The 21,317-nt window shown below is 42.1% G+C and carries 23 protein-coding genes; 5 read left to right on the top strand and 18 right to left on the bottom strand.

What is annotated here, in order from left to right:
- Window positions 1-10 precede the first annotated feature (10 nt).
- The 7 genes from OHT75_RS09525 to OHT75_RS09495 all read right to left on the bottom strand — a co-directional run bounded on the left by OHT75_RS09525 (window position 11) and on the right by OHT75_RS09495 (window position 5,124).
- Complete coding sequence (locus OHT75_RS09525; RefSeq protein WP_264726245.1) at window positions 11-628, bottom strand: SCO family protein; 618 nt, start codon at window positions 626-628, stop codon at window positions 11-13.
- Between the two features lie 241 nt (window positions 629-869).
- Window positions 870-1,463: an FMN-dependent NADH-azoreductase gene (locus tag OHT75_RS09520; protein WP_264726244.1), complete on the bottom strand. Its 594-nt coding sequence runs from the start codon at window positions 1,461-1,463 to the stop codon at window positions 870-872.
- 167 nt (window positions 1,464-1,630) lie between these two features.
- Window positions 1,631-2,140: a thioesterase domain-containing protein gene (locus tag OHT75_RS09515; protein WP_264726243.1), complete on the bottom strand. Its 510-nt coding sequence runs from the start codon at window positions 2,138-2,140 to the stop codon at window positions 1,631-1,633.
- Window positions 2,141-2,142: 2 nt separating this feature from the next.
- Window positions 2,143-2,580, bottom strand: coding sequence for a D-aminoacyl-tRNA deacylase (gene dtd, locus OHT75_RS09510; protein ID WP_264726242.1), 438 nt, complete (start codon window positions 2,578-2,580; stop codon window positions 2,143-2,145).
- A gap of 7 nt (window positions 2,581-2,587) precedes the next feature.
- Entirely contained in the window at window positions 2,588-3,157 is a 570-nt protein-coding gene (locus OHT75_RS09505; RefSeq protein WP_264726241.1) for a hypothetical protein, read from the bottom strand.
- 9 nt (window positions 3,158-3,166) lie between these two features.
- On the bottom strand, window positions 3,167-4,099 hold the full coding sequence (locus tag OHT75_RS09500; RefSeq protein ID WP_264726240.1) for an alpha/beta fold hydrolase: 933 nt from the start codon (window positions 4,097-4,099) through the stop codon (window positions 3,167-3,169).
- Entirely contained in the window at window positions 4,096-5,124 is a 1,029-nt protein-coding gene (locus OHT75_RS09495; RefSeq protein ID WP_264726239.1) for a virulence factor BrkB family protein, read from the bottom strand. The genes OHT75_RS09500 and OHT75_RS09495 overlap by 4 nt, the downstream gene beginning before the upstream one ends.
- Window positions 5,125-5,228: 104 nt before the next feature.
- Between OHT75_RS09495 and OHT75_RS09490 the strand changes: the two genes are divergently transcribed.
- Together OHT75_RS09490 and OHT75_RS09485 are read left to right on the top strand one after the other, a co-directional pair.
- Window positions 5,229-5,453 (top strand): hypothetical protein, encoded by a 225-nt coding sequence (locus OHT75_RS09490; RefSeq protein ID WP_261297709.1) that lies wholly within the window; start codon window positions 5,229-5,231, stop codon window positions 5,451-5,453.
- 39 nt (window positions 5,454-5,492) lie between these two features.
- Window positions 5,493-6,143, top strand: a complete 651-nt coding sequence (locus tag OHT75_RS09485; RefSeq protein ID WP_264726404.1) for a DUF2959 domain-containing protein — start codon at window positions 5,493-5,495, stop codon at window positions 6,141-6,143.
- 122 nt (window positions 6,144-6,265) lie between these two features.
- Here the strand turns inward: OHT75_RS09485 and OHT75_RS09480 are convergent, their stop codons facing one another.
- From OHT75_RS09480 to leuA, 5 genes are all read right to left on the bottom strand, one after another.
- The gene (locus OHT75_RS09480) at window positions 6,266-6,721 is read right to left on the bottom strand and encodes an Lrp/AsnC family transcriptional regulator (protein WP_264726238.1); all 456 of its coding nucleotides are present in this window, start codon (window positions 6,719-6,721) and stop codon (window positions 6,266-6,268) included.
- A gap of 335 nt (window positions 6,722-7,056) precedes the next feature.
- Window positions 7,057-7,662, bottom strand: coding sequence for a 3-isopropylmalate dehydratase small subunit (gene leuD, locus OHT75_RS09475; RefSeq protein ID WP_264726237.1), 606 nt, complete (start codon window positions 7,660-7,662; stop codon window positions 7,057-7,059).
- Window positions 7,663-7,681: 19 nt separating this feature from the next.
- A complete protein-coding gene (gene leuC / locus OHT75_RS09470) occupies window positions 7,682-9,094 on the bottom strand; it encodes a 3-isopropylmalate dehydratase large subunit (protein ID WP_264726236.1) in 1,413 nt (470 codons plus the stop codon).
- A complete protein-coding gene (gene leuB / locus OHT75_RS09465; protein WP_264726235.1) occupies window positions 9,094-10,188 on the bottom strand; it encodes a 3-isopropylmalate dehydrogenase in 1,095 nt (364 codons plus the stop codon). Before leuB ends, leuC begins: the two co-directional genes overlap by 1 nt.
- On the bottom strand, window positions 10,185-11,753 hold the full coding sequence (leuA, locus tag OHT75_RS09460) for a 2-isopropylmalate synthase (protein ID WP_264726234.1): 1,569 nt from the start codon (window positions 11,751-11,753) through the stop codon (window positions 10,185-10,187). The genes leuB and leuA overlap by 4 nt, the downstream gene beginning before the upstream one ends.
- A 660-nt stretch (window positions 11,754-12,413) precedes the next feature.
- Here leuA and OHT75_RS09455 point away from each other — a divergent pair.
- Window positions 12,414-14,228, top strand: coding sequence for a tetratricopeptide repeat protein (locus tag OHT75_RS09455; protein WP_264726233.1), 1,815 nt, complete (start codon window positions 12,414-12,416; stop codon window positions 14,226-14,228).
- A 25-nt stretch (window positions 14,229-14,253) separates the two neighbouring features.
- On the opposite strand, the gene recQ is transcribed toward OHT75_RS09455, so the two are convergent.
- Window positions 14,254-16,077, bottom strand: a complete 1,824-nt coding sequence (gene recQ, locus OHT75_RS09450; protein ID WP_264726232.1) for a DNA helicase RecQ — start codon at window positions 16,075-16,077, stop codon at window positions 14,254-14,256.
- Between the two features lie 170 nt (window positions 16,078-16,247).
- Between recQ and OHT75_RS09445 the strand changes: the two genes are divergently transcribed.
- Together OHT75_RS09445 and rarD are read left to right on the top strand one after the other, a co-directional pair.
- On the top strand, window positions 16,248-16,712 hold the full coding sequence (locus tag OHT75_RS09445; protein ID WP_264726231.1) for a thioesterase family protein: 465 nt from the start codon (window positions 16,248-16,250) through the stop codon (window positions 16,710-16,712).
- Between the two features lie 116 nt (window positions 16,713-16,828).
- Window positions 16,829-17,731, top strand: coding sequence for an EamA family transporter RarD (rarD, locus tag OHT75_RS09440; RefSeq protein WP_264726230.1), 903 nt, complete (start codon window positions 16,829-16,831; stop codon window positions 17,729-17,731).
- Between the two features lie 10 nt (window positions 17,732-17,741).
- Here rarD and OHT75_RS09435 read toward each other — a convergent pair whose 3' ends face one another.
- The 5 genes from OHT75_RS09435 to radC all read right to left on the bottom strand — a co-directional run bounded on the left by OHT75_RS09435 (window position 17,742) and on the right by radC (window position 21,307).
- Window positions 17,742-18,275 (bottom strand): PH domain-containing protein, encoded by a 534-nt coding sequence (locus OHT75_RS09435; RefSeq protein ID WP_264726229.1) that lies wholly within the window; start codon window positions 18,273-18,275, stop codon window positions 17,742-17,744.
- A gap of 230 nt (window positions 18,276-18,505) precedes the next feature.
- Window positions 18,506-19,825 (bottom strand): amino-acid N-acetyltransferase, encoded by a 1,320-nt coding sequence (argA, locus tag OHT75_RS09430; RefSeq protein WP_264726228.1) that lies wholly within the window; start codon window positions 19,823-19,825, stop codon window positions 18,506-18,508.
- A gap of 266 nt (window positions 19,826-20,091) precedes the next feature.
- Window positions 20,092-20,265: a 50S ribosomal protein L33 gene (gene rpmG / locus OHT75_RS09425; protein WP_160054468.1), complete on the bottom strand. Its 174-nt coding sequence runs from the start codon at window positions 20,263-20,265 to the stop codon at window positions 20,092-20,094.
- A 6-nt stretch (window positions 20,266-20,271) separates the two neighbouring features.
- Window positions 20,272-20,508 (bottom strand): 50S ribosomal protein L28, encoded by a 237-nt coding sequence (rpmB, locus tag OHT75_RS09420; protein ID WP_160054466.1) that lies wholly within the window; start codon window positions 20,506-20,508, stop codon window positions 20,272-20,274.
- A gap of 121 nt (window positions 20,509-20,629) precedes the next feature.
- Complete coding sequence (radC, locus tag OHT75_RS09415; protein WP_264726227.1) at window positions 20,630-21,307, bottom strand: RadC family protein; 678 nt, start codon at window positions 21,305-21,307, stop codon at window positions 20,630-20,632.
- Between the last annotated feature and the right edge of the window lie 10 nt (window positions 21,308-21,317).

Genomic DNA, 21,317 nt, shown 5'->3' with positions numbered 1-21,317 from the left:
TGTTATTACCTTAGCTCGATTCTATGTCGAATTTTAATTCGGCTAACATCCTGTCTGTCGAAAGTTGTCTGGCAGTGTATATACGAGCAACAACGCCATTTGGCTTTATTAAATATAGGTTGCCTACATGATTATTTGTAGGCGAATGTGATTGAATATTTTCAGATAAACGGCCTGACAAGCTTAAAAGGTCTGATTCTGGTAGCGCGGCACTTATAAATCTGGGTGAGCGCGCATCAATCATTTGTTGTCGAATCGCAAAAGTATCATTTTCTGGATCGATAGTAATAAACATAAACGCGATATCTATGCGACTTAAAACCCTGTCTTTTTTGATAGCACTTTCCAATTGATACAACTGCTGGATCCGTATCGGACAAATTTCTGAGCAAGACAAAAAACCAGCAAATAGATAGGTATATTGTGGCGTTTGAGCAGGAAAATGATGGACATTCGCGGCCACATCTTGCCATTGAAATGAAAGCGGTATTATCCTTTCACCATTGATGCCATATTGAGCACTGCTGTCCCGTCCAGCGATTTGCTGTGACACCACCATCAATAAAGGCACTAACAATACTGCCGTGATTATAAATCCTACAGCCCACAACATTTGCCTTTTTTGCATTTAGAACACCAGCTGTTGTTGATAATATTTATTCTGTGCCATACAAAAATGCCTACCCTGGATTATAGTCCAAAATAGGCATTAACCATTCTTAAAGTCGCAAATCATTTACTTGCACAACGGTAAATGGCAATTTAATTGGCCGTAATAGTTGTAAACTCAATATAATTTGGGGGCAGCAATTAGCTAAACAAGAGTAATTAAAGCCAAATGCCCTCTGTTAATCCGAATGTAAAACCACTCAGCAATCTAGTTGGCTCAAGGCTTGTTTGGCATTCGCCATCGCTGTCGCGGCGCTATCTGGTCCCATATTTAGCCCTTCTGCGTAAATCACTTCCACCTCTGTAATACCAATAAAAGCCAACACTGTCTTAAGGTAAGGTACTAAGTGATCGCTACCTGCATCCTTATGCATACCACCACGAGAAGTCACAATGACGGCTTTTTTACCACTGAGTAAACCTTGAGGGCCTTTATCGGTATAAGTAAAAGTCACACCAGCGCGAGCAATAAAATCAATCCAAGCTTTTAGCTGAGTTGGGATCATAAAGTTGTACATCGGCGCAGCAAGCACAATAGTGTCATTTTCTTTAAGCTCAGCTACCAGTGTGTCTGATAAAGCCAAAGCCGCGGTTTGACGTTCATTTAACGCATCGCCGCCGCGTAAACCATTGGCTAATTCGCCATCGAGTAAGGGAACAGGATCGGTGGCTAAATCACGCGTTGTGATCTGCACACCTTTGTCTTGCCATAACATCGCCAAATCATCTAACAATGCTGATGATTGTGAATGTTCGCCTAAAATACTCGATTTCAACATTAAAACTTTTTTCATGATTATTCCTTAGCTTGGTAACGATATCAGCATTGCCCAACTACATTGAATAGCTGATTTAATGGCATGAACACAGTTTACCTACTAATAAATGGAATAATAGCGGAATAAATCGACACAAAAGTTCGATAAAATCGAATGTGGACGCATTTAATTGTGAGTTGAGGTTATTTAATTTGCACTGGTAACGACACGTATAAGCCTTTGAAGCTTGCACATAACAACTCATCGCACCATAACTCAACAGTTAAGGCTGATTTAACACGTCGTCCCTGTGTCAGTGGCATTAACGCCACATCTGGCCACACGACTTTTGCCGTGGGTTGAGTGCGCACTGGGGCATGGTATTTTATTTGCGCATCCGCTAACACAATATCACCTTCTACTGCAGCCAGCTTTTGTTGCAACCACACCATCCCCCAACCCGTTAATGTCATCAAAGTGTAAATACTGCCCGCAAACATGGTGTTATGCAGATTGATATTGGGCGCTAATGGCGCAGTCGTGATAAGTTGATCTGGGGTACATAATGCATCCGAATATGTCGAGGAGGCATTAATATAAGTATCGTTTGTTGTTACAAACGATACTACATTAACCTGCATAAACTGACTAAGTGGAATGGTTTGATGCCAGGTAGCAACAAGTTGGTCAATCAGTACTTGATGCATTTTCATGGTTAAACCTGCAGGTTAAATGTCACAGGGCCATCATTAATTAATGACACTTGCATATCCGCGCCAAAACGCCCTGTGTGGGTTTCTACGCCAAGCTCGCGACAATAAGCGACAAAGGCTTCATATAAGGAATTCGCTTGCTCAGGTGTGGCGGCTCCTGAAAAGCTAGGGCGCAACCCTCTACCTGTATCTGCGGCTAAAGTGAACTGTGATACCACCAATAATTTGCCACCCACCTGCGACACATTCAGATTCATCTTGCCATCCTCATCACTAAATATCCGATATTTAATGATTTTATTGGCCAACTTTTGCATTTTTTCGATGTTATCTTCACGTTCTACACCGAGTAAAATCAATAATCCTTGATTGATTTCACCCGTTGTTTCATCCGCCACGGTCACTTTTGCCTGTTTAACTCGTTGTATTAAGCCAATCATTTTGACACTAAACCCCTTGAGGATGCTGCATAACAGGTATCGCTTTAATCAGCTTTTCGGTCCCTTCAGGCATAGAGGTTCCCACCTGACGTAAACCTTCATCGGTCCAAATTAAGAAACGACGAATTTCTTCAAGGCTCATGACATTCACAAAAGTCGCACTGCTTTGAACTTGAATAACGGCGCCATTTTCACGAATAAAAAACTTGGCAAAATTTAACTTTTGATTGAGTAGACCAATCATCACTAACAATTCTTTACTGCCCTGTAATTGAGGGTGAACCGCGTAAAAACGATTGGCTAAAATACGGTCTATTCCCTCAGCATTCATACTAGGTTGCAACACAAATTGATGATCGCCCAATTGCACCGCCACACGGGCCGGCCCTACTTTAGTAACCAAATAGTTAGCTTTGATCAATGACACATACAATTGTTCAGCCGCTTGTTCATTCGTCATGGCTGACATATCAACGGTACTAGGGAGGCTATTATCTACTGCGGACTGAGTTTCTTGACCCGTTGCACTACAGGCTGAAAGTACTAACAAACCACTTAACAGTAATAATTTTTTCATTCTTTTTCCTTAACTTATGTTTGCTATACTTTGCATCACACGGATTAACATCTTAGCATCATTTAAACTGTGATATCCCGATTTAACTTCCTCAACCGTTAGCTGATGATGTTGCGATTGCTGTAAAAAATCCTTCAGTAGATGAGCAGGACACACCCAATCTAACTCACCTTGGATCAAATGGGTTTTGGCGCTTATGTTACCGTTAACCTGTTGAAATAAATCAGTCGCTGAAAAGTATCGATGTAGGGCATGATGGTGCTCGATCACGGCCAGCGTAACCGATGCTGACGACGGATCCACTAGGGTAATTTGATTCGGTGAAGCAAGCTTTTGTTCCCATTGATTCCAAGATAATGCCGCTGACTGCTGATGTGATTTATTGGCGTTAAAGCGTTGCGAGTATCCAAGTAGTATATCTTCAATGGACATACGATCGGGTATCATTGCGCCCTGAACCGCTGCGCGTTGGAAATCGTGATAATCATCAGGAAAAAACACCGCCGCGCCATGGGGGCCATACAGCCAATCTCGCGCGGCATTGTTGGCTAAAAACATCCCCCAATAAATTTGTTCACTGACCCTGTTAGGATATAGCCCACTGTATAACCATCCTAACGTCGCGCCATATGAGCCCCCCACAATAGCCCATTGCTCAATCGCAAAGTACTGTCTTACACGTTCAATATCTTCGATTAATTCCGCTAAGGTATTATCGGTAAGATCATGACCCAGCGAGCGACCGCAACCTCTTTGATCAATAAAAAACACATGTAAATCTAGGTGTTGAAACAATGTGACATCGCTAGCATGGCAACCGGCACCGGGTCCGCCATGCAAATACAACACAGGTTTAGCGCCGACTCGTCCATATTGTGAAACAGACAAGGCAATACCATCAGCAACCTCTACCATCACATGGCGGATAAAAATCAAACTCAAGATACTGACTCAATGGGCTTAATATTATCTTTTACTCCCTCAGTCGCCACCACGGCCTCTGCCGGTGTCGTTTGTTGGGGGCTGTCATGGCCTGACTGTGTCATTTCAGTTTCTAAATGGGATTTTTTCGGCGCGTCATGACCAGCTTCCATTCTGATTTTATGCAGTAGCTCGGCCACATGTTTGTCTAAATACTCAGGTAATGAGGCGGTAATAACCGCACCTAGCAATACAATCATCCAAGATAAATAAACCCAAACAAACAAAATGGGAATAACCGCCAAAGCACCATAGATTGCTTCGTAACTGGGAAATTGCGTCACATAAAACGCAAAGCCTTTTTTGCCGGCTTCAAATAATAACGCTGCCACTGTGGCACCTAAAAGCGCATGCCAAAAACGCACTTTTCTATTGGGCACAACCATATATAGCAACAAAATTGACGCGACCGAAAACATCATCGGCAAACGCGACATTACCCAAGGTAATAATCCTGATAACTCAGTATCAGTCAGTAGCTGTAACGATAAAACATACGATGACGCTAAAATACTTGCGCCGATAAGAACTGGACCTAAAGTGAGCACCATCCAGTACATTGAAAACGACACCACATATGAGCGTTTTTCGGTCACCCGCCAGATACTATTTAGCGCTTTATCGATAGCGGAAATCAGCATAATCGCCACAAAGACCAAGGCAACAATACCCACAAACGTGCCCTTTGAAGCATTACTGACAAACTCATTGATATATACCTGCACTGTATCGCCCGCTGCAGGTAAAAAGTTTTCATAAATAAAGCTCTCAATGTGTCCTCGAATCCCCTTAAACACTGGGAAAGCAGACAACATAGACATGGTCACAGCAACTATAGGGACTAATGATAATAAGGTGACATAGGTTAAGTGGCCTGCACGTATATTGATTTGATCTTCATTAAGTCGTTGCTTTAAATGTAATAAGAATTTCCAAGCCCCGACAAAAAAACCTTTTAGGGATGGCAAAATGCTACGACTGGCCATAAAAATCCTTATTCACAAACGATAGGTAAGATATTCATTGTAATCACATTTCAACTTCGTACAATGTTATAACAAATCAAAATATAAACCAAAGGATACCATTTATGTCGCAACAAGGATCGGCTGGCAATGTATTAGCCGCTGTCGCTAGCTTATTTTTCCCAGGTCTTGGGCAATTATTACAAGGGCGTATTTTGGCCGCTATCGCTTTCTTTTGTATTGTGGGCGTGTGTTATTTCTTTTGGGTGTTAATTATCCCTCCTATTATTGGTGCTATTTTTCACTTGTGGAGCATTATCGACGCGGCAAAATTTAAATCCCCTGCTTAACACAGACATGAGGCTCGCAACATGAATACATTTAATTTTATGAAAATTGGCCTAGCTGCCACGCTTGCTATCGGCACATTATCGATAAGCGGATGCCAAACGGCCTATTATGGTGCAATGGAAAAAGTGGGTTACCACAAACGCGACATCATGGTTGACCGTGTTCAAGACGCTAAAGAGTCACAGGAAGAAGCCCAACAACAATTTAGTTCCGCGTTAGAAGAAATGCAGGCATTACTGGCATTTGATGGTGGCGATTTAGAAAAAGCCTACAACAAAGCCAAAGATGAATATGAGTCAGCTCAATCGGCTGCCGACGATGTGAGCAATCGCATCACTAAAGTAGAAGATGTCGCTGAAGCATTATTTGAAGAATGGCAGTCTGAAATCGATGAAATTAGCAAAGCCAGTTTACGTCGTAATAGCACCACAAAGTTAAAAGAAACCCAGCGCTCTTATCAATCTTTAGTAAAAAGTATGCGCCGCGCCGAAGCAAAAATGCCGCCTATTTTAACCGCAATGAAAGACAATATGCTGTACTTGAAACATAACCTGAATGCGCAGGCTATTGGTGCTATCAAAGGGGAGTTCACCAACTTACAAACCGACATTTCCAGCTTAATTAAAGAAATGAACAAGTCGATTGCTGAATCGAATAAATTTATCGAATCGATGGAAGCAGGCACTTAACGTTAATGCTCATCAAGCATAAAAAAGCCGCCCTAATAACATGGCGGTTTTTTTATGCGTGTCCTGAAGCTACTCTGCACGATTGCAGTCATTTTTTAGCTGCACCTTTTTATTGTCGATAGTTATTCTAATGGTAAGGTTGTCCGGCTAAACACGGGCTTTAATACCACGGTAGAGCTGACTTGCGCGACATTGTCTAAATTACTGATATGCTGTTTCACTAAACGCTCTAAACTGAGTAAATCCTTCGCCACTATTTTTAGCATATAGTCATACTCACCTGACACAACCAAACACTCCATAATATGGGCCAACTTAGTCATTTCCTGCTCAAATTTGTCAGTAAACTCACTTGAACAATCGGTTAGGCGAATATACAGAAAAGCACTGACATTCAAATCCAACTTTTGTGGATCTAACTGGGCCTGATAAGCAGTAATAACCCTATCCTGTTCAAGTTTTTTCACTCGGCGTAAACAAGGGGTATCAGACATGTTCATTTTGTCTGCGAGATCTGCAATAGAAATACGACCTTGCTTTTGTAAAATATCGAGTAACTTTACATCTTTTTTATCCATTATTTAACCTATAAAAGCTTCAACTTACATTACTGCAATACGCTATCAATACACAAAAAATCACCATCATTCACACCCATGTGAAAACATCATTCACCCTTTATCGGTTTATTGGCGAAGATAGATTCTCTCGAGCACCTTATTCAGAAAAATAGCGGATTGCAAATACATACCATAGTGTATGGTGAATATTAGAGCTAAAAAGTACATTCAATAATATCAGCACTGCATTCGAACGGGGGCTCAAATGCTATACATAACGGCCATAGCCCAATAAAAAAAGCGCATAAAAAAACCTTCCAAACTAGAAGGTTTTTATAGGGCGTTATTCGCGCTTATGCATACCAAGCTGGAATTTTCGCTTCATAATCAGTAATGCTTTGTTCAAATGACAAGGTCAAGCCTATCGCATCGAGCCCATTAAGTAACTTATGGCGCGCTGACTCAGCTAGAGTAAAACCAAACACTGCACCAGAAGGAGATGTCACTTGCAAAGCTTGCAAATCAACGGTAATTTCTGCGCCTTCTTTAGCCGCGACTTCATCCATTAATTGTTGTACTTGCTCTGCAGATAACTTCACAGGTAATAAACCATTATTGATGGAATTACCATAAAAAATATCTGCAAAGGTGGGGGCTATAATGACCCGTAAACCAAAGTCGGCTAATGCCCAAGGGGCATGTTCACGACTCGAACCACAACCAAAGTTTTCTTGAGCCAACAGAATAGACGCACCTTTATAACGGGGCTGATTAAGCACAAACTCAGGATTGGGTTGATCGCCGGCATCATCTAAATAGCGCCAATCGTGAAACAAATGCACACCAAAACCGTCACGTGTCACTTTAGACAAAAACTGTTTTGGAATAATCTGGTCGGTATCAATATTGGCACTATCAATGGTTACCGCTAAACCGGTATGGGCAGTAAATGCTTGCATGTTTATTTCCTTTTTCGGTTTAGTAAGGTTTGCGAATATCAACAAAATGACCTGCTATTGCCGCTGCTGCAGCCATTGCGGGGCTCACTAAATGGGTGCGGCTACCGCGGCCTTGTCGCCCCTCGAAGTTACGATTACTGGTGGATGCGCAACGATCGCCCGCTTCTAAACGGTCATCATTCATGGCTAAACACATTGAACAACCAGGTAAACGCCATTCAAAACCGGCCTCAATAAAGATTTTATCTAAGCCTTCCGCTTCCGCTTGCAACTTAACCTGACCAGAACCCGGAACCACAATTGCAGTTACCCCTGCGGCCACTTTACGGTTTTTAGCATGCGCTGCGGCTGAACGTAAATCTTCAATACGTGAATTGGTGCATGAACCGATAAACACCTTATTGATTGCAACATCAGTCATTTTGGTGCCAGCAGTTAAGCCGATGTACTCCAACGCTTTAATGATGCTATTACGCTCAGTGCTGTTGGTTTCGTCATCAGGATTAGGCACTACGCCATCAATCGCCACAACTTGACCAGGGTTAGTACCCCAAGTGAGTTGCGGCGCAATGTCTTTAGCGTCTAACACCACTTGCGCATCAAATTGAGCGTCTGCATCGGTTTTTAGCTCAGACCAAGCTGCAACGGCTTGCTCCCATGTTGCGCCTTTAGGTGCAAATTCACGCCCTTTTAAATAGCTAAATGTGGTCTCATCTGGCGCAACCATACCGGCTTTTGCACCCATTTCGATGGCCATGTTACAGAGTGTCATGCGCCCTTCCATTGATAATGCTTCAATGGCCTCGCCACAAAACTCAACAACATAGCCTGTGCCGCCGTCCATACCCAGCTTACCAATAATCGCCAACACGATATCTTTAGCCGTCACACCATCAGTCACTTGTCCACGCACTTCCACTTTCATGGTTTTGGCTTTTAATTGACGTAAGGTTTGTGTTGCAAGTACATGCTCAACTTCAGAGGTACCAATTCCAAATGCTAAGGCACCAAAAGCACCATGAGTGGCAGTGTGTGAATCACCGCACACTATCACAGTACCCGGTAAAGTAATGCCTAACTCAGGCCCCATCACATGCACAATCCCTTGATTAGGATGGTGAATATCATATAAACGCACACCAAATTCTTTACAGTTTTGCGCTAAAGTTTCAACTTGAGTCCGCGCCATTGGGCTTAATGCATCAAGGCTGGCACTTTTGGTTGACGTATTATGATCCATAGTGGCGAAGGTTTTTTCGGGAGCACGTAATTTACGTCCAGCCACTTTTAAGCCGCTAAATGCTTGGGGAGAAGTCACTTCATGAACTAAGTGACGATCCACATAAATAATTGGCGCTTCAGCCTCTGGCGTCGCAACAAGATGTGCGTCCCATACTTTTTCGTATAATGTTTTTGCGCGAGTTTGCGTCATTAGACACCTTCCTTAATGGCATTAGCGATAAAATCACCCATTTGTTTGGTCGATTTTGCTTGGCTGCGTTGATCTGCGGTTAATAGCTCGCCAGTTAAATAGCCTGCTGATAAAGCCTGACTGACCGCACGTTCTATCGCGCTTGCTGCCTCTTCTTGTTTTAAGCTATGACGCAGCATTAACGCCGCAGATAAAATTTGCGCCACAGGGTTAGCAATGCCTTTTCCTGCGATATCTGGGGCGCTGCCACCCGCAGGCTCAAATAAACCAAATCCCGTGCTATTCATACTTGCTGAAGATAATAACCCCATTGAGCCCGTTAACATGGCAATTTCATCGGATAAAATATCACCAAATAAATTTGAACACAGCATGACATCAAACTCATCTGGGCGACGTAATAGTTGCATCGTGGCGTTATCGATATAGATATGTTCTAAGGTGACATCGGGGAAGTCTTTAGCCACTTCTTCCACCACTTGACGCCATAATACCGAACAGGCTAACACGTTAGCTTTATCGACTGACGTAACTTTGTTTTTACGGCCACGAGCGGCCTCAAAGGCAATGCGGGCAATACGGGTGATCTCGCGACGACTGTAGCGCATGGTGTCGAAAGCTTCTTCGTCATCACCTTCGCCTTGGCGTCCCTTTGGTTTACCAAAGTAAATCCCACCGGTTAACTCGCGCACGCACAAGACATCAAAACCCCGAGCTGAAATATCACTGCGAAGCGGTGACATGTGCTCTAGACCATCATGCAATTTTGCAGGACGTAAATTACAAAACAGCTCAAAATGACCACGAAGTGGCAATAATGCTCCACGTTCTGGTTGATCGTTCGGCGGTAAATGTTCCCATTTAGGACCACCCACACTGCCGAATAAAATCGCATCTGCGGCTTCACATCCCTTTAGGGTTGCATCTGGTAATGGACAACCATGGTTATCAATCGCAATGCCGCCTACGTCATATTCGGTGTAGTTAATATCCAGTTTGAAGCGCGCTTCCACTTCAGCTAGCACTTTACGCGCTTCAGCCATCACTTCAGGACCGATCCCATCACCCGACAATACTGCTACTTGATAACTCATACGCCACCTAACTCCCTATTTTTATGAATCTGTTGTTTAAAATCAGCCACTTTATCGGCTCGATACGTCAAGTTCATTACGTGAACTAAGGCTTGGGCAGATGACTCAACCACATCCGTTGCTAAGCCAACACCATGGAAATTTTGGCCGTTATATTTAGCGGTAATATCCACTTGGCCTAATGCATTTTGGCCTTCGCCTTTGGCACCTAATTTATAACTGGTAATGTTAATATCACGTCCCGTTGCACGGGCAATGGCATTGTACGCCGCATCAACAGGACCATTACCCGTTGCAGCTTCAGTTCGTTGTACTCCATCAACCACAATGCGCACAGTGGCTGTAGCAACCCCTTCGGTAGAGTCCGAATGCACCATCATGTGTTGTAATTCATAGTTATCATCGTCTTGAGCTTGTGATTCCATGAAAACTAAAGCTTCTAGATCATAATCAAACACTTGGCCTTTTTTATCGGCTAATTTTAAGAACTGATCATATAAGCTATCCATGTCGTAATCAGTGGCCAAATAACCCATTTCTTCCATACGATGTTTAATCACATGACGGCCCGAACGCGACGTCATATTTAAATTATTGCGGTTCAAGCCTATGCTCTCTGGCGTCATAATTTCATAGGTATTTTTCGCTTTCAACATGCCATCTTGGTGAATGCCCGATGAATGCGAAAATGCATTGCTACCTACAATCGCTTTATTGGCTTGAATGGGCATATTACATAACTGACTCACTAAGCTTGAAGTGCGATGAATTTCTTTAGCATTAATTCCGCATTCTAAATCCAACAACCCTTTACGGGTTGATAAAATCATCGCGATTTCTTCAAGCGAACAGTTACCGGCACGCTCGCCAATACCATTGATAGTACATTCAACCTGACGAGCCCCCATTTCAACGGCAGTAATCGAGTTAGCCACAGATAAACCTAAGTCATCATGGCAGTGCACGGAGATCACTGCTTGATCGATATTCGGCACACGATTAAATAAAGTTTGAATAATCCCGCCAAACTCACTTGGAATGGTATAACCGACGGTATCTGGAATGTTAATGGTTCTTGCACCAGCGGTAATGGCAGCCTCGACCATACGGCATAAATTATCAATCGGTGTGCGGCCCGCATCTTCACATGAAAATTCAACATCATCGGTAAAACGGCGCGCATATTTAACCGCATGAACTGCCATCGCTAATACATCATCAAAGCTGCGTTTTAATTTACTTTCCACATGAATCGTTGAAGTTGAAATAAAGGTGTGAATACGGAATTGATCCGCTACCGATAACGCCTGAGCTGCAGAATCAATATCCTTTTCTAACGCTCGAGCCAAAGCACATACACGGCTATTTTTTATCGTTTGGGCAATGGTTTGTACTGATTTGAAATCACCGGGTGAAGACACAGGAAAACCCACTTCCATCACATCAACACCAAGACGCTCTAATGCTAAGGCAATTTGAAGTTTTTCTTTCACTGTCAAACTGGCGGCTAATGCCTGTTCACCATCTCGTAGCGTGGTATCAAAAATTATTACTCTATCTGACATCGACTTTACTCCATTTTTGCCTTTGCTTTTTGATTCAAACCAGCAATAGCTCAATTTTCAAATGTGTATAAACAAAAAACCCCGCGACATAATGCGCGGGGTTTGTGATGGGTGAGAATCTTAATTCACATGTAACACAAAAGGCTCCGCGCAATGTTTGCGAATGAGGAGAAGGAGGCCTAGTAGTGCATATATTCTATTCATTATTTTTAAATATCTATTCTATGATCAACAGTAACTGAATTTCTCTTGGGTTAATAATTACCTCGGTAGCGTTCCAGTGTCAACCCCCTTTTTATCAAGTTGAGTAATATGAATGGCCAATAGTAATCAATAATGATTGAATGAATATATTTTCAATCATTAAAAGTCAACGACAAAACCATAGAGCGTGTTGAGCTTTCGAGGCTATTTGTGTTTTACCCCGCACAGACTTTGTGGTGTCGAGAATCTAGATAAACCGTTGGACTATTTGCTGAATAGCTTAGGTATGTAGGCATCAATCCATTCACCTCAACAATACATTTTTATTTGGAACCATATTCAATCAACAAAGATCAACAGCCTCTTGTGTAAGCATTTATTTGCTGCCTAATTTTCATCAAAATCGGTATACTCGATTCAATTATTCAGTTTTTACTCAACCCAATTTAGGTGATCATGTTTTTGCTGTCAGTACCTTCTTGTATTAAGGGCCTAATTTCGCCTACTAGGGCGATCTTTTTTACCGCTATACTACTGATCATAAGCCTTACGCCAGCGACATCTGCAACCACTGAATTTTCAGAACAGGATTTTGAAACAAAAACGGTTAACCAAAAACTTGATTACCTCTCTTGGCTTTCTCCTCAATATCCTAATCGTGCTAAATCTTTGATTGATCAGCTCGAAGTAAGCCACCAACACCAACCTTTTTCAGATACTTTGTTTCTAAAATTACAATTGGTCAGCTGCTTTAATTTTATCGATCTCGGTCAAAATGAGCAGGCTGTTGAGTTAGCGAAACAAGGTGCTGATAACACTAAGATGATGCGGATTGATCAAGCTAAAGCATACTTTTTGGCCTGTGAAGCCAGTGCTTATGATTCATTGGGCAAATATACTTTATCAACTTTAATCAATGAAGAAGCCATTAAGCTCGCCAAACAATATAATCAACCTCAAGCATTGCTATTAGGTTTCGTCGCTCGGTCTTTACGAGAAAATATCAACGGTAATTATGCACAAGCATCAGAAAGTATAAAAGTTGCCAAAGAGTTGTATCCAACAGCTAAACGACAATTACCCTCTTGGTATATGGTTCCAGCCCCTTATTTAAAAATGATCATGAGCAACTTGCTCTACTCATCAGGAGATGAACAAACCGCACTCGAATACGCCAAGGAAATCCAAACAGATCCACAAACAAATGGCGCTATTGCTATTAGCACAGCATTTTATTTGGCAAGGATATCACTTTCACAGGGAGATTTAGTCGCAGCACAGAATTACTTAAATCAATCTAAAAAAATCCCCCCTGAATTAGGAAATATACGTAATCAAGCATTATTTAATGCTCAAATAGCATATATTGAGCTGCATTTAGGTAACTTAAGTGCTGCTGAACAAGCCATTAATAAAAGCTTACTGCACTTTATTGACACTGCGGATGATTTAAAAGTAATGCGTGCTAAACGGACATTGTCACTGATTTATTTTGCGCAGCATAAAACCGTTGAAGCATTCACTTTAATGGCAGATATCATTAAACAAGCCGATAATAGTGAGCAATATTTTGACCTGATAGAGTTTCATCAAATACTGAGTGATTATTATGAGCAACAAAACCAGTTCGAGTTGGCATTAAAGCAACAGAAACTGAAGTTCAATGCAGGTCAAAAAGCGAATCAGCAACTATCCAACTCTCGTATTGATCAAATAAAAGCCAGCAGAGAGCCAATTGAAAATATTTCGAATGAAATAAACGCCTCTTCATTAATGTTTCAGGCACAAAATGTGGCACTGTTAAGCTTAGGCATTTTCATTTTGCTCGCCTCATTCGTGGTTTTTATGTACCGAAAACCCAAAGCGAATATAACATCGGAGAATGTTAATGACCCATTGCAGCGGATTGATGCGTTATTAAGTCAAGCCAAGCAAAGCCATTACCCTCTGACATTATTACTATTAGATACACATCAAATGCGCGAAGTAGATGTCGCAATTGCTCAGGAAGAGATACAACACACTTTACGTGAACAAGATAAGATTTTGCGTGTAGAGTGTAATAGAATGGCCATTTTATTACCCTTTGCTTCTGAAGAAGGGGCGCTAAAAGTGATTGGACAACTCACACCAATTATTCAGCCATACGTGTCTGGTAAACTGCATTTTGGCTGTGCGAGCTTACAGCAGTTGGATAATCTCGAAACATTATTAAAACGTGCAGAGTTAAATAAATTAAGCCAACAACAAAAACAATTTGGCGATAAATAAACAACATGATTTACCGTGTTTGAACTTATCCGTTGGTTAAATAATCGCTAATTTCATCTAAAAACTCACCACCAAAACGGTCCAATTTAATTTGACCTACACCATTCACAGCTAACATTTCACCTGGACTGGTGGGCAGCATAGCTGACATCTCAGCCAGTGTGGCATCATTAAATACTAGATAAGGTGGAATATCATGTTGTTCAGCCAATTCGCGGCGCAACAGTTTTAATCGCGCAAATAATTTACGATCATATTGCTGAACCGTTCGAGTCGTTGATTTTCGCTTAACGTCCAACAATTGAATCCGTGGCTCAGCCAACATCAAGGCCATTTCAGCTTTTAAAATAGGTCTCGCGGCTGGGTTTAATCGAATACTAGAACCTCGGGTGATATCTTGACTGGCCAAACCTAAATGGATCAATTGCCTCAGTACACTTAACCAGTACTCTGCCGATTTATCCGCGCCAATACCCCATGTGGTCAGTTTATCATGCCCTCTATCAACCACATTGGCAGCCTTAGAGCCTCTAAGCACATCAATCACATGGTGCATGCCGAAACGTTGTTGTAAACGAAACACACAAGATAATACTTTTTGTGCGTCTTCTGTGCCGTTATAACGTTTTGGCGGGTCTAAGCAAATATCACAGTTACCACAGGGTTCAGATGCGCTTTCATCAAAATAGTGCAGTAACACTTGGCGCCGACAGGTTTGCGCCTCCGCAAAGGCGGCCATGGTATGCAATTTATGAAACTCGACTTGCTGTTGAGGACCCGGTTCAGATTGCTCAATTAAGTGACGCACACGGCCAATATCTGCGGGATCAAACAACATATATGCTTCAGCATCGAGTCCATCTCTACCTGCTCGGCCTGTTTCTTGATAGTAAGACTCTATACTTTTAGGAATATCGTAATGCACCACAAACCTTACATTAGACTTATTTATCCCCATACCAAAGGCAACCGTAGCCACCACAATATCCACTTGATCTTTTAAAAACTTATCCTGAATATCAACTCGGTCTTCCTGACTCATTCCCGCATGGTAACCCTGTGCATTAAAGCCTTGTAAACGAAGACGTTCTGCGACCTCATCCACCCGACGGCGACTACTGCAATAAATAATGCCACTGGTACCATTTTGAGATTGCAGATATTGGCGCAGCTGATTGGCAGCATTTAATTTTTCTGCCACGGTATAACGAATATTTGGGCGATCGAAGCTAGCTAGCAACACATAAGGCTGAATATGGAGGCGCTCACAAATACTCAGCCGAGTCGCTTGATCAGCAGTGGCCGTTAATGCCATTAATGGAATATGTGGAAAATGCTGTTTAAGCGCGCCCAAAGCGGCATACTCAGGTCGAAAATCATGTCCCCACTGACTAATACAATGCGCTTCATCTACGGCAAATAATGAAATTGTCAGCTCATGCATACGTTCAATGAAATCGGGTCTTAATAAACGTTCGGGGGAGACGTACAGCAGTTTTATTTCACCTTGATGCAATTGCCGTAAAATGGCGGCACTTTGCTCACGCGGCAACGATGAATTTAAATACGCAGCACTCACTCCACTTTGTCTTAAACTATCGACTTGATCTTTCATCAATGAAATCAGCGGCGAGACAACAATAGTTACCCCTGGCAACACCAGTGCGGGTAACTGATAACACATACTTTTACCCCCACCTGTAGGCATAATCACTAAGGTGTCATTTCCCGATAGGGCTTGTTCAATAACCTCACGCTGCCCATCACGAAAATCACGATAGCCAAAAACCTGCTGCAGTTGCGCAGCGAGTAAATCATTCTGGGTGGACTCAAGCAGTTGTGATGTCATTAGCGTAAAACGATATATCCATGGCAATAAGGGGCAAAATCGTCGTCTATTCTAAAGCAGTGCAAGCCATATGTCTTGGCTTAAACCGTATTGAGTATTAGTGATTGAATCATCTGTAAATTAGCGCTAGATTAAATACTCTACGTTTGTCAGATATACCAAGGAAGAACATGACGTCACCTATCCAAGCTCAAGTTTTAGCACAAGTTGCAGAGGTTTTTGATAAACATGTGCCTTTCCATAACCTGTTAGGATTATCGATAACACGCTATGACATTGAAGGCGTTGAAGTCGTGGTCAAGATGAAGCCTGAGTTGATCGGCAATATACATCAAAATATTCTTCACGGCGGTGTCGCCGCAACCATACTGGATGTGGTCGGTGGTTTAACGGTGTTTGCTGGATTGGTCGCCAGCCGAGATGATTGGAATATCGAGGAGCTACAGCAGCGATTAACAACCTTAAGCACAATCGACATGCGTATTGATTATCTGCGCCCAGGTAGAGGCCAAACCTTCACAGGTACGGGAAGCGTTATTCGTTCAGGTAATCGTGTCTCAGTTTGCCGCATGGAATTACACAATGAGCAAGGCACGCATATCGCGTTTGGCACTGGCACATACATGGTGGGATAATGTCAGCACATTTCTTTACACCGAAAATGAAACAAGTTATCTCAGTTTACTTGAGTCGCTCATCGATGAGGCCTACAATCCCCAGTCCATTTGCCTGATAACTCCTGTGATCCTTTATGCCTGATTTAGAATACCGTAAAGGCGTTCTCCTTGCTGTGTGCGCCTATGTTATTTGGGGTATTGCACCACTTTATTTCAAACTGCTCACTCAAGTTTCGCCGCTGGAAATTTTAATGCATCGCGTGATTTGGTCATTCGTGTTTATGATTGTATTAATGCAATTTATTGGCGGATTTGGACGCTTACATCAGGTATTAAAACACCCCAAACAGGTCGGTGTGTTAATTGTTACATCAATACTAATCGCTGCGAATTGGTTGATTTTTATCTGGGCGATTAACAACGATCACATGCTGGATGCAAGTTTAGGATACTTCATAAACCCCCTGTTTAATGTGTTGTTGGGGATGGTATTTCTGGGTGAAAGATTACGAAAAATGCAATGGGTAGCCGTCACTTTGGCTTTTATGGGCGTCTTGTTGCAGCTCATCTCATTCGGCTCAATCCCAATGGTATCATTAGCCCTAGCAGCCAGTTTTGGCTTTTATGGCTTATTACGTAAAAAGGTCAACGTGGATGCAAAAACCGGATTACTGGTTGAAACCGCATTGCTCTTACCCGTCGCGTTAGGATATTTACTGCTGACAATAGACTCATCCGCTACTAGCATGTTAATAAATAGTCTGAATTTGAATTTAACCCTTATCGCTGCAGGTATTGTCACGACTATTCCGTTATTGTGTTTTGCTGGTGCAGCGGTACGAATCCCCTTTTCAATTTTAGGCTTCTTCCAATACATAGGCCCAAGTATTATGTTCATTTTAGCGGTAAAGCTATTTAATGAACCCTTTGATATGGAAAAAGGCATCACCTTCGGATTTATTTGGCTAGCACTGTTAGTTTTCGTTGGCGATATGCTTACTCAACATCAAAAACGTCGCCAAGTAACCCACGGATAACCGAGTGTGACTAGTGATTTTTTGAGTGGAGTAAAGCCAATGCGCGTTCTGGTTGCTCCACACTGAGCATCATCAAGTAATTTTTGTGCGTGGGTATGATAATTACCCGCTGCGAGCCCTGTTTAGCCCCAACGACAGACAATAACGCCCTGCGCTTATCCTGTAATGTAAACCATCCCAAACTGTAACCCGGTAAACCTAAGCCATTGGTGCGCCATTTAGGCTTGAGTTCTGTCTGAGTCGTTAAATCTGTGATATATGCCCCTTGCCAATCAATATCCTCAGAGTCGAATGTTTGAGCATATAACGGGATATTTAACGAAACGGTTTTATCATCCCATATCAGATGGCTGGTATAAGATTGATATAATGCCACGCTAAAGATACTGAACACCGCCAGCAATATCCCCATGGCGGCATATTTGGCCGTATTTGGCATAGGTTTCATCAATATTATCCCTGCTATAACGACCAAACCAACAAGTAAGCCGATTAAACTATATAGTGCTGAAGTATCGATGGCGCTTAAGGTAATGCTATGCATGCTAAACATTCCGTGGGTTATGGAGTCAACATTGACGAGGCCAATAAAGGCTATCAAATCGCAAAATATAAACCAACCATTAGGTTTAAAATCATCGCTTGATTGACCCAATACATGGATCATCTTAAGCGATATGAAATATTGAAAAAATCTTAATCACTCGCGGTAATGATGGAATTGAAGATATAAAAAATGCCGGGCAATCCGGCATTTTTTATATTGAAAATTAATTATAAATCAAGGGCTAAAATTTTTGAGCGACGTTGATAATTATATAATTGCTTTTTCTTATTTGGTAACGCTTCCACTTCGACAATATTAAAGCCATGCTCTAAAAACCAGTGAATACTGCGTGTTGTGAGTGCAAATAAGCGTGAGTAACCACGTACTCTTGCCTGACCGATAATGTTGTTTAATAGCACACTGCCTCGGTCGGCGTCACGGTAATCAGGATGCACCACTAAACAAGCAAACTCACCGGCATTGTCTTCTTCAAACGGGTATAACGCGGCACAACCAATAACTAAGTTGTCACGTTCGATCAGCATAAACTGCTCGATTTCCATCTCTAATTGCTCGCGAGAACGTCTTACCAAAATACCTTGTTCTTCCAATGGGCGGATCAGGTTTAGTACCCCGCCGATATCACTGATTGTCGCACGGCGTAATCGCTCAGCACTTTCGGTAACAATTTGGGTACCGATACCTTCTCGGGAGAATAACTCTTGTAACAAGGCACCATCATCTAAATAACTGACTAAATGACAACGTGGCACGCCATTACGACAAGCATCAATACTGGCTTTGACGAACGCAGTAGTGCCAGTACAAGCTGAGCCATCTTGTTCCATTTTCGCTAAATGTTCTATCGCTTGATTTGGCATGAGTTCAGCAATTGCATTACCGTTTTCATCCGATAAACCATTAGTCTCACTAAAACCGATAATTTTATCGGCCTTTAATTTAACCGCGACCTGAGTCGCCACTTCTTCAGCAGTAAGGTTAAAACTTTCACCAGTAACAGATGCCCCAATCGGGCCCATTAATACAATACAATTATTATCCAGCTGACGCCTTAAACCCTGACTATCAATACGGCGGACTTTACCGCTTAAGCAAAAATCCACCCCATCATCAACCCCTAAAGGCTGCGCGATAACAAAGTTACCGCAGACTAAGTTAATTTGCGCATTTTGCATTGGGGTATTACCAAGGCTCATTGATAGACGCGCGGTAATATCAAATTGAGTCGCACCCGCAACCTGCTTAATGACTTTTAATGTGTCTTCATCAGTAATACGAATTCCATTATGGTATGCCGGCTCTATCCCTGCAGCCTTTAAGCCCGCATCAATCTGCGGCCTGGCGCCATATACAAGAACGATTTTAATTCCAAGAGAATGCAACAAAGCCACATCATTTAAAATGCCGCGAAAATGATTATTCGCGAGTGCCTCACCGCCTAACATTACAACAAATGTTTTACCACGATGGGCATTAACATAAGGTGCAGAATGACGAAATCCATCAACCAGTTCTGTAGTTCTCACGGACAAAATCACCTCTCTTTACATTTAGTCAATTTAACAACGATGATTCAATCCACCCAACCATCACATTTTACGCAATGCTATTGCATCTTAATTCACTATTAAAGCATTTATTTTCATTATGGATAAAATAAAAAATGTATAACCGCTGTAAAAACTTCATGACAGCCAAAAAGTTATCATCAGTAATATTCAAGTATAGCTTACTTTTCTTCAAGCATAAAAAAAGCCCCTAATAAGGGGCTTTTTTAAGAGTCAAAAATCAATTACTTGATTTTAGCTTCTTTGTAGATAACGTGCTGACGAATAACTGGATCAAATTTCTTGATTTCCATTTTCTCAGGCATGTTACGCTTGTTCTTTTCAGTAGTGTAGAAGTGACCAGTTTTAGCAGTAGATACTAATTTGATCTTCTCGCGATTACCTTTAGATTTAGCCATTTTCTATTATACCTTCTCGCCACGGGCACGAAGTTCAGCAACAACAACTTCAATACCTTTCTTGTCGATAATACGGATACCTTTAGTAGATACACGTAATTGTACGAAACGCTTTTCTTCTTCTAACCAAAAACGGTGGTTTTGTAGGTTAGGTAAAAAACGACGACGAGTCGCGTTTTTAGCATGCGAACGGTTGTTACCAACCATAGGCTTTTTGCCAGTTACTTGGCATACTCTTGACATGTCAATCTTCTCCAAAACAAATTTTTAACGCTCGAGCATTAATGTGCCTCGTATGGCCGTCGCCCGAGGCACAAAGAGGGCGCATTTTATACACGATTGGCTACACAAGATCAAGTATTGTTTATATTAACCATCCTCGCTCGGCGAAGGACACTATCTCTTTATCACCCACAACCATATGATCTAACAAAGAAACATCGATAGTTTCTAATGCATTTTTTATTCGCTCAGTTATTCGCCGATCAGCTTGACTGGGCTCTGCAATGCCAGAGGGATGGTTGTGACAGACTATTACTGCCGCAGCACCTTTTTCAAGCACCAGGCTTACCACTTCACGTGGATAAACCGAAGCCGCATTTATTGTGCCACGAAATAATTCTACAAATTGAATGACTCTATGTTGGTTGTCCAACAATAGTAAGGCGAACACTTCATAGGATCGGTCCGCTAATTGTCTCATTAAATAGTCCCGAGTTAAATCAGGATTTGTCAAAATTTGACCTCTTTGTAGATTTTCTCGTGCAATTCGCTTAGAAATTTCGGCTGCAGCCTGCAATTGAGCAAATTTTACCGGTCCAACACCGTTAATTTGACAAACTTGCTGCTTCGAGGCTGAGAGTAATTTACGTAAACCACCAAACTGCATGATGAGCTGACGTGATAAATCCAATGCATTTTTACCCGCTAGGCCATTTCGCAATATCACGGCAAGTAATTCTGCATCGGATAATTGTCCCGCGCCGTTGAGTAATAGTTTTTCTCGTGGCCCTTCACCCTGCGGCCAATCTTTAATCGCCATAAACCTTCCT

It is taken from the genome of Shewanella subflava (assembly GCF_025971955.1).
Lineage (GTDB): Bacteria > Pseudomonadota > Gammaproteobacteria > Enterobacterales > Shewanellaceae > Shewanella > Shewanella subflava.
Note: the sequence above shows the minus strand (reverse complement) of the source record. Positions and strands in the feature narration are given on the sequence as shown.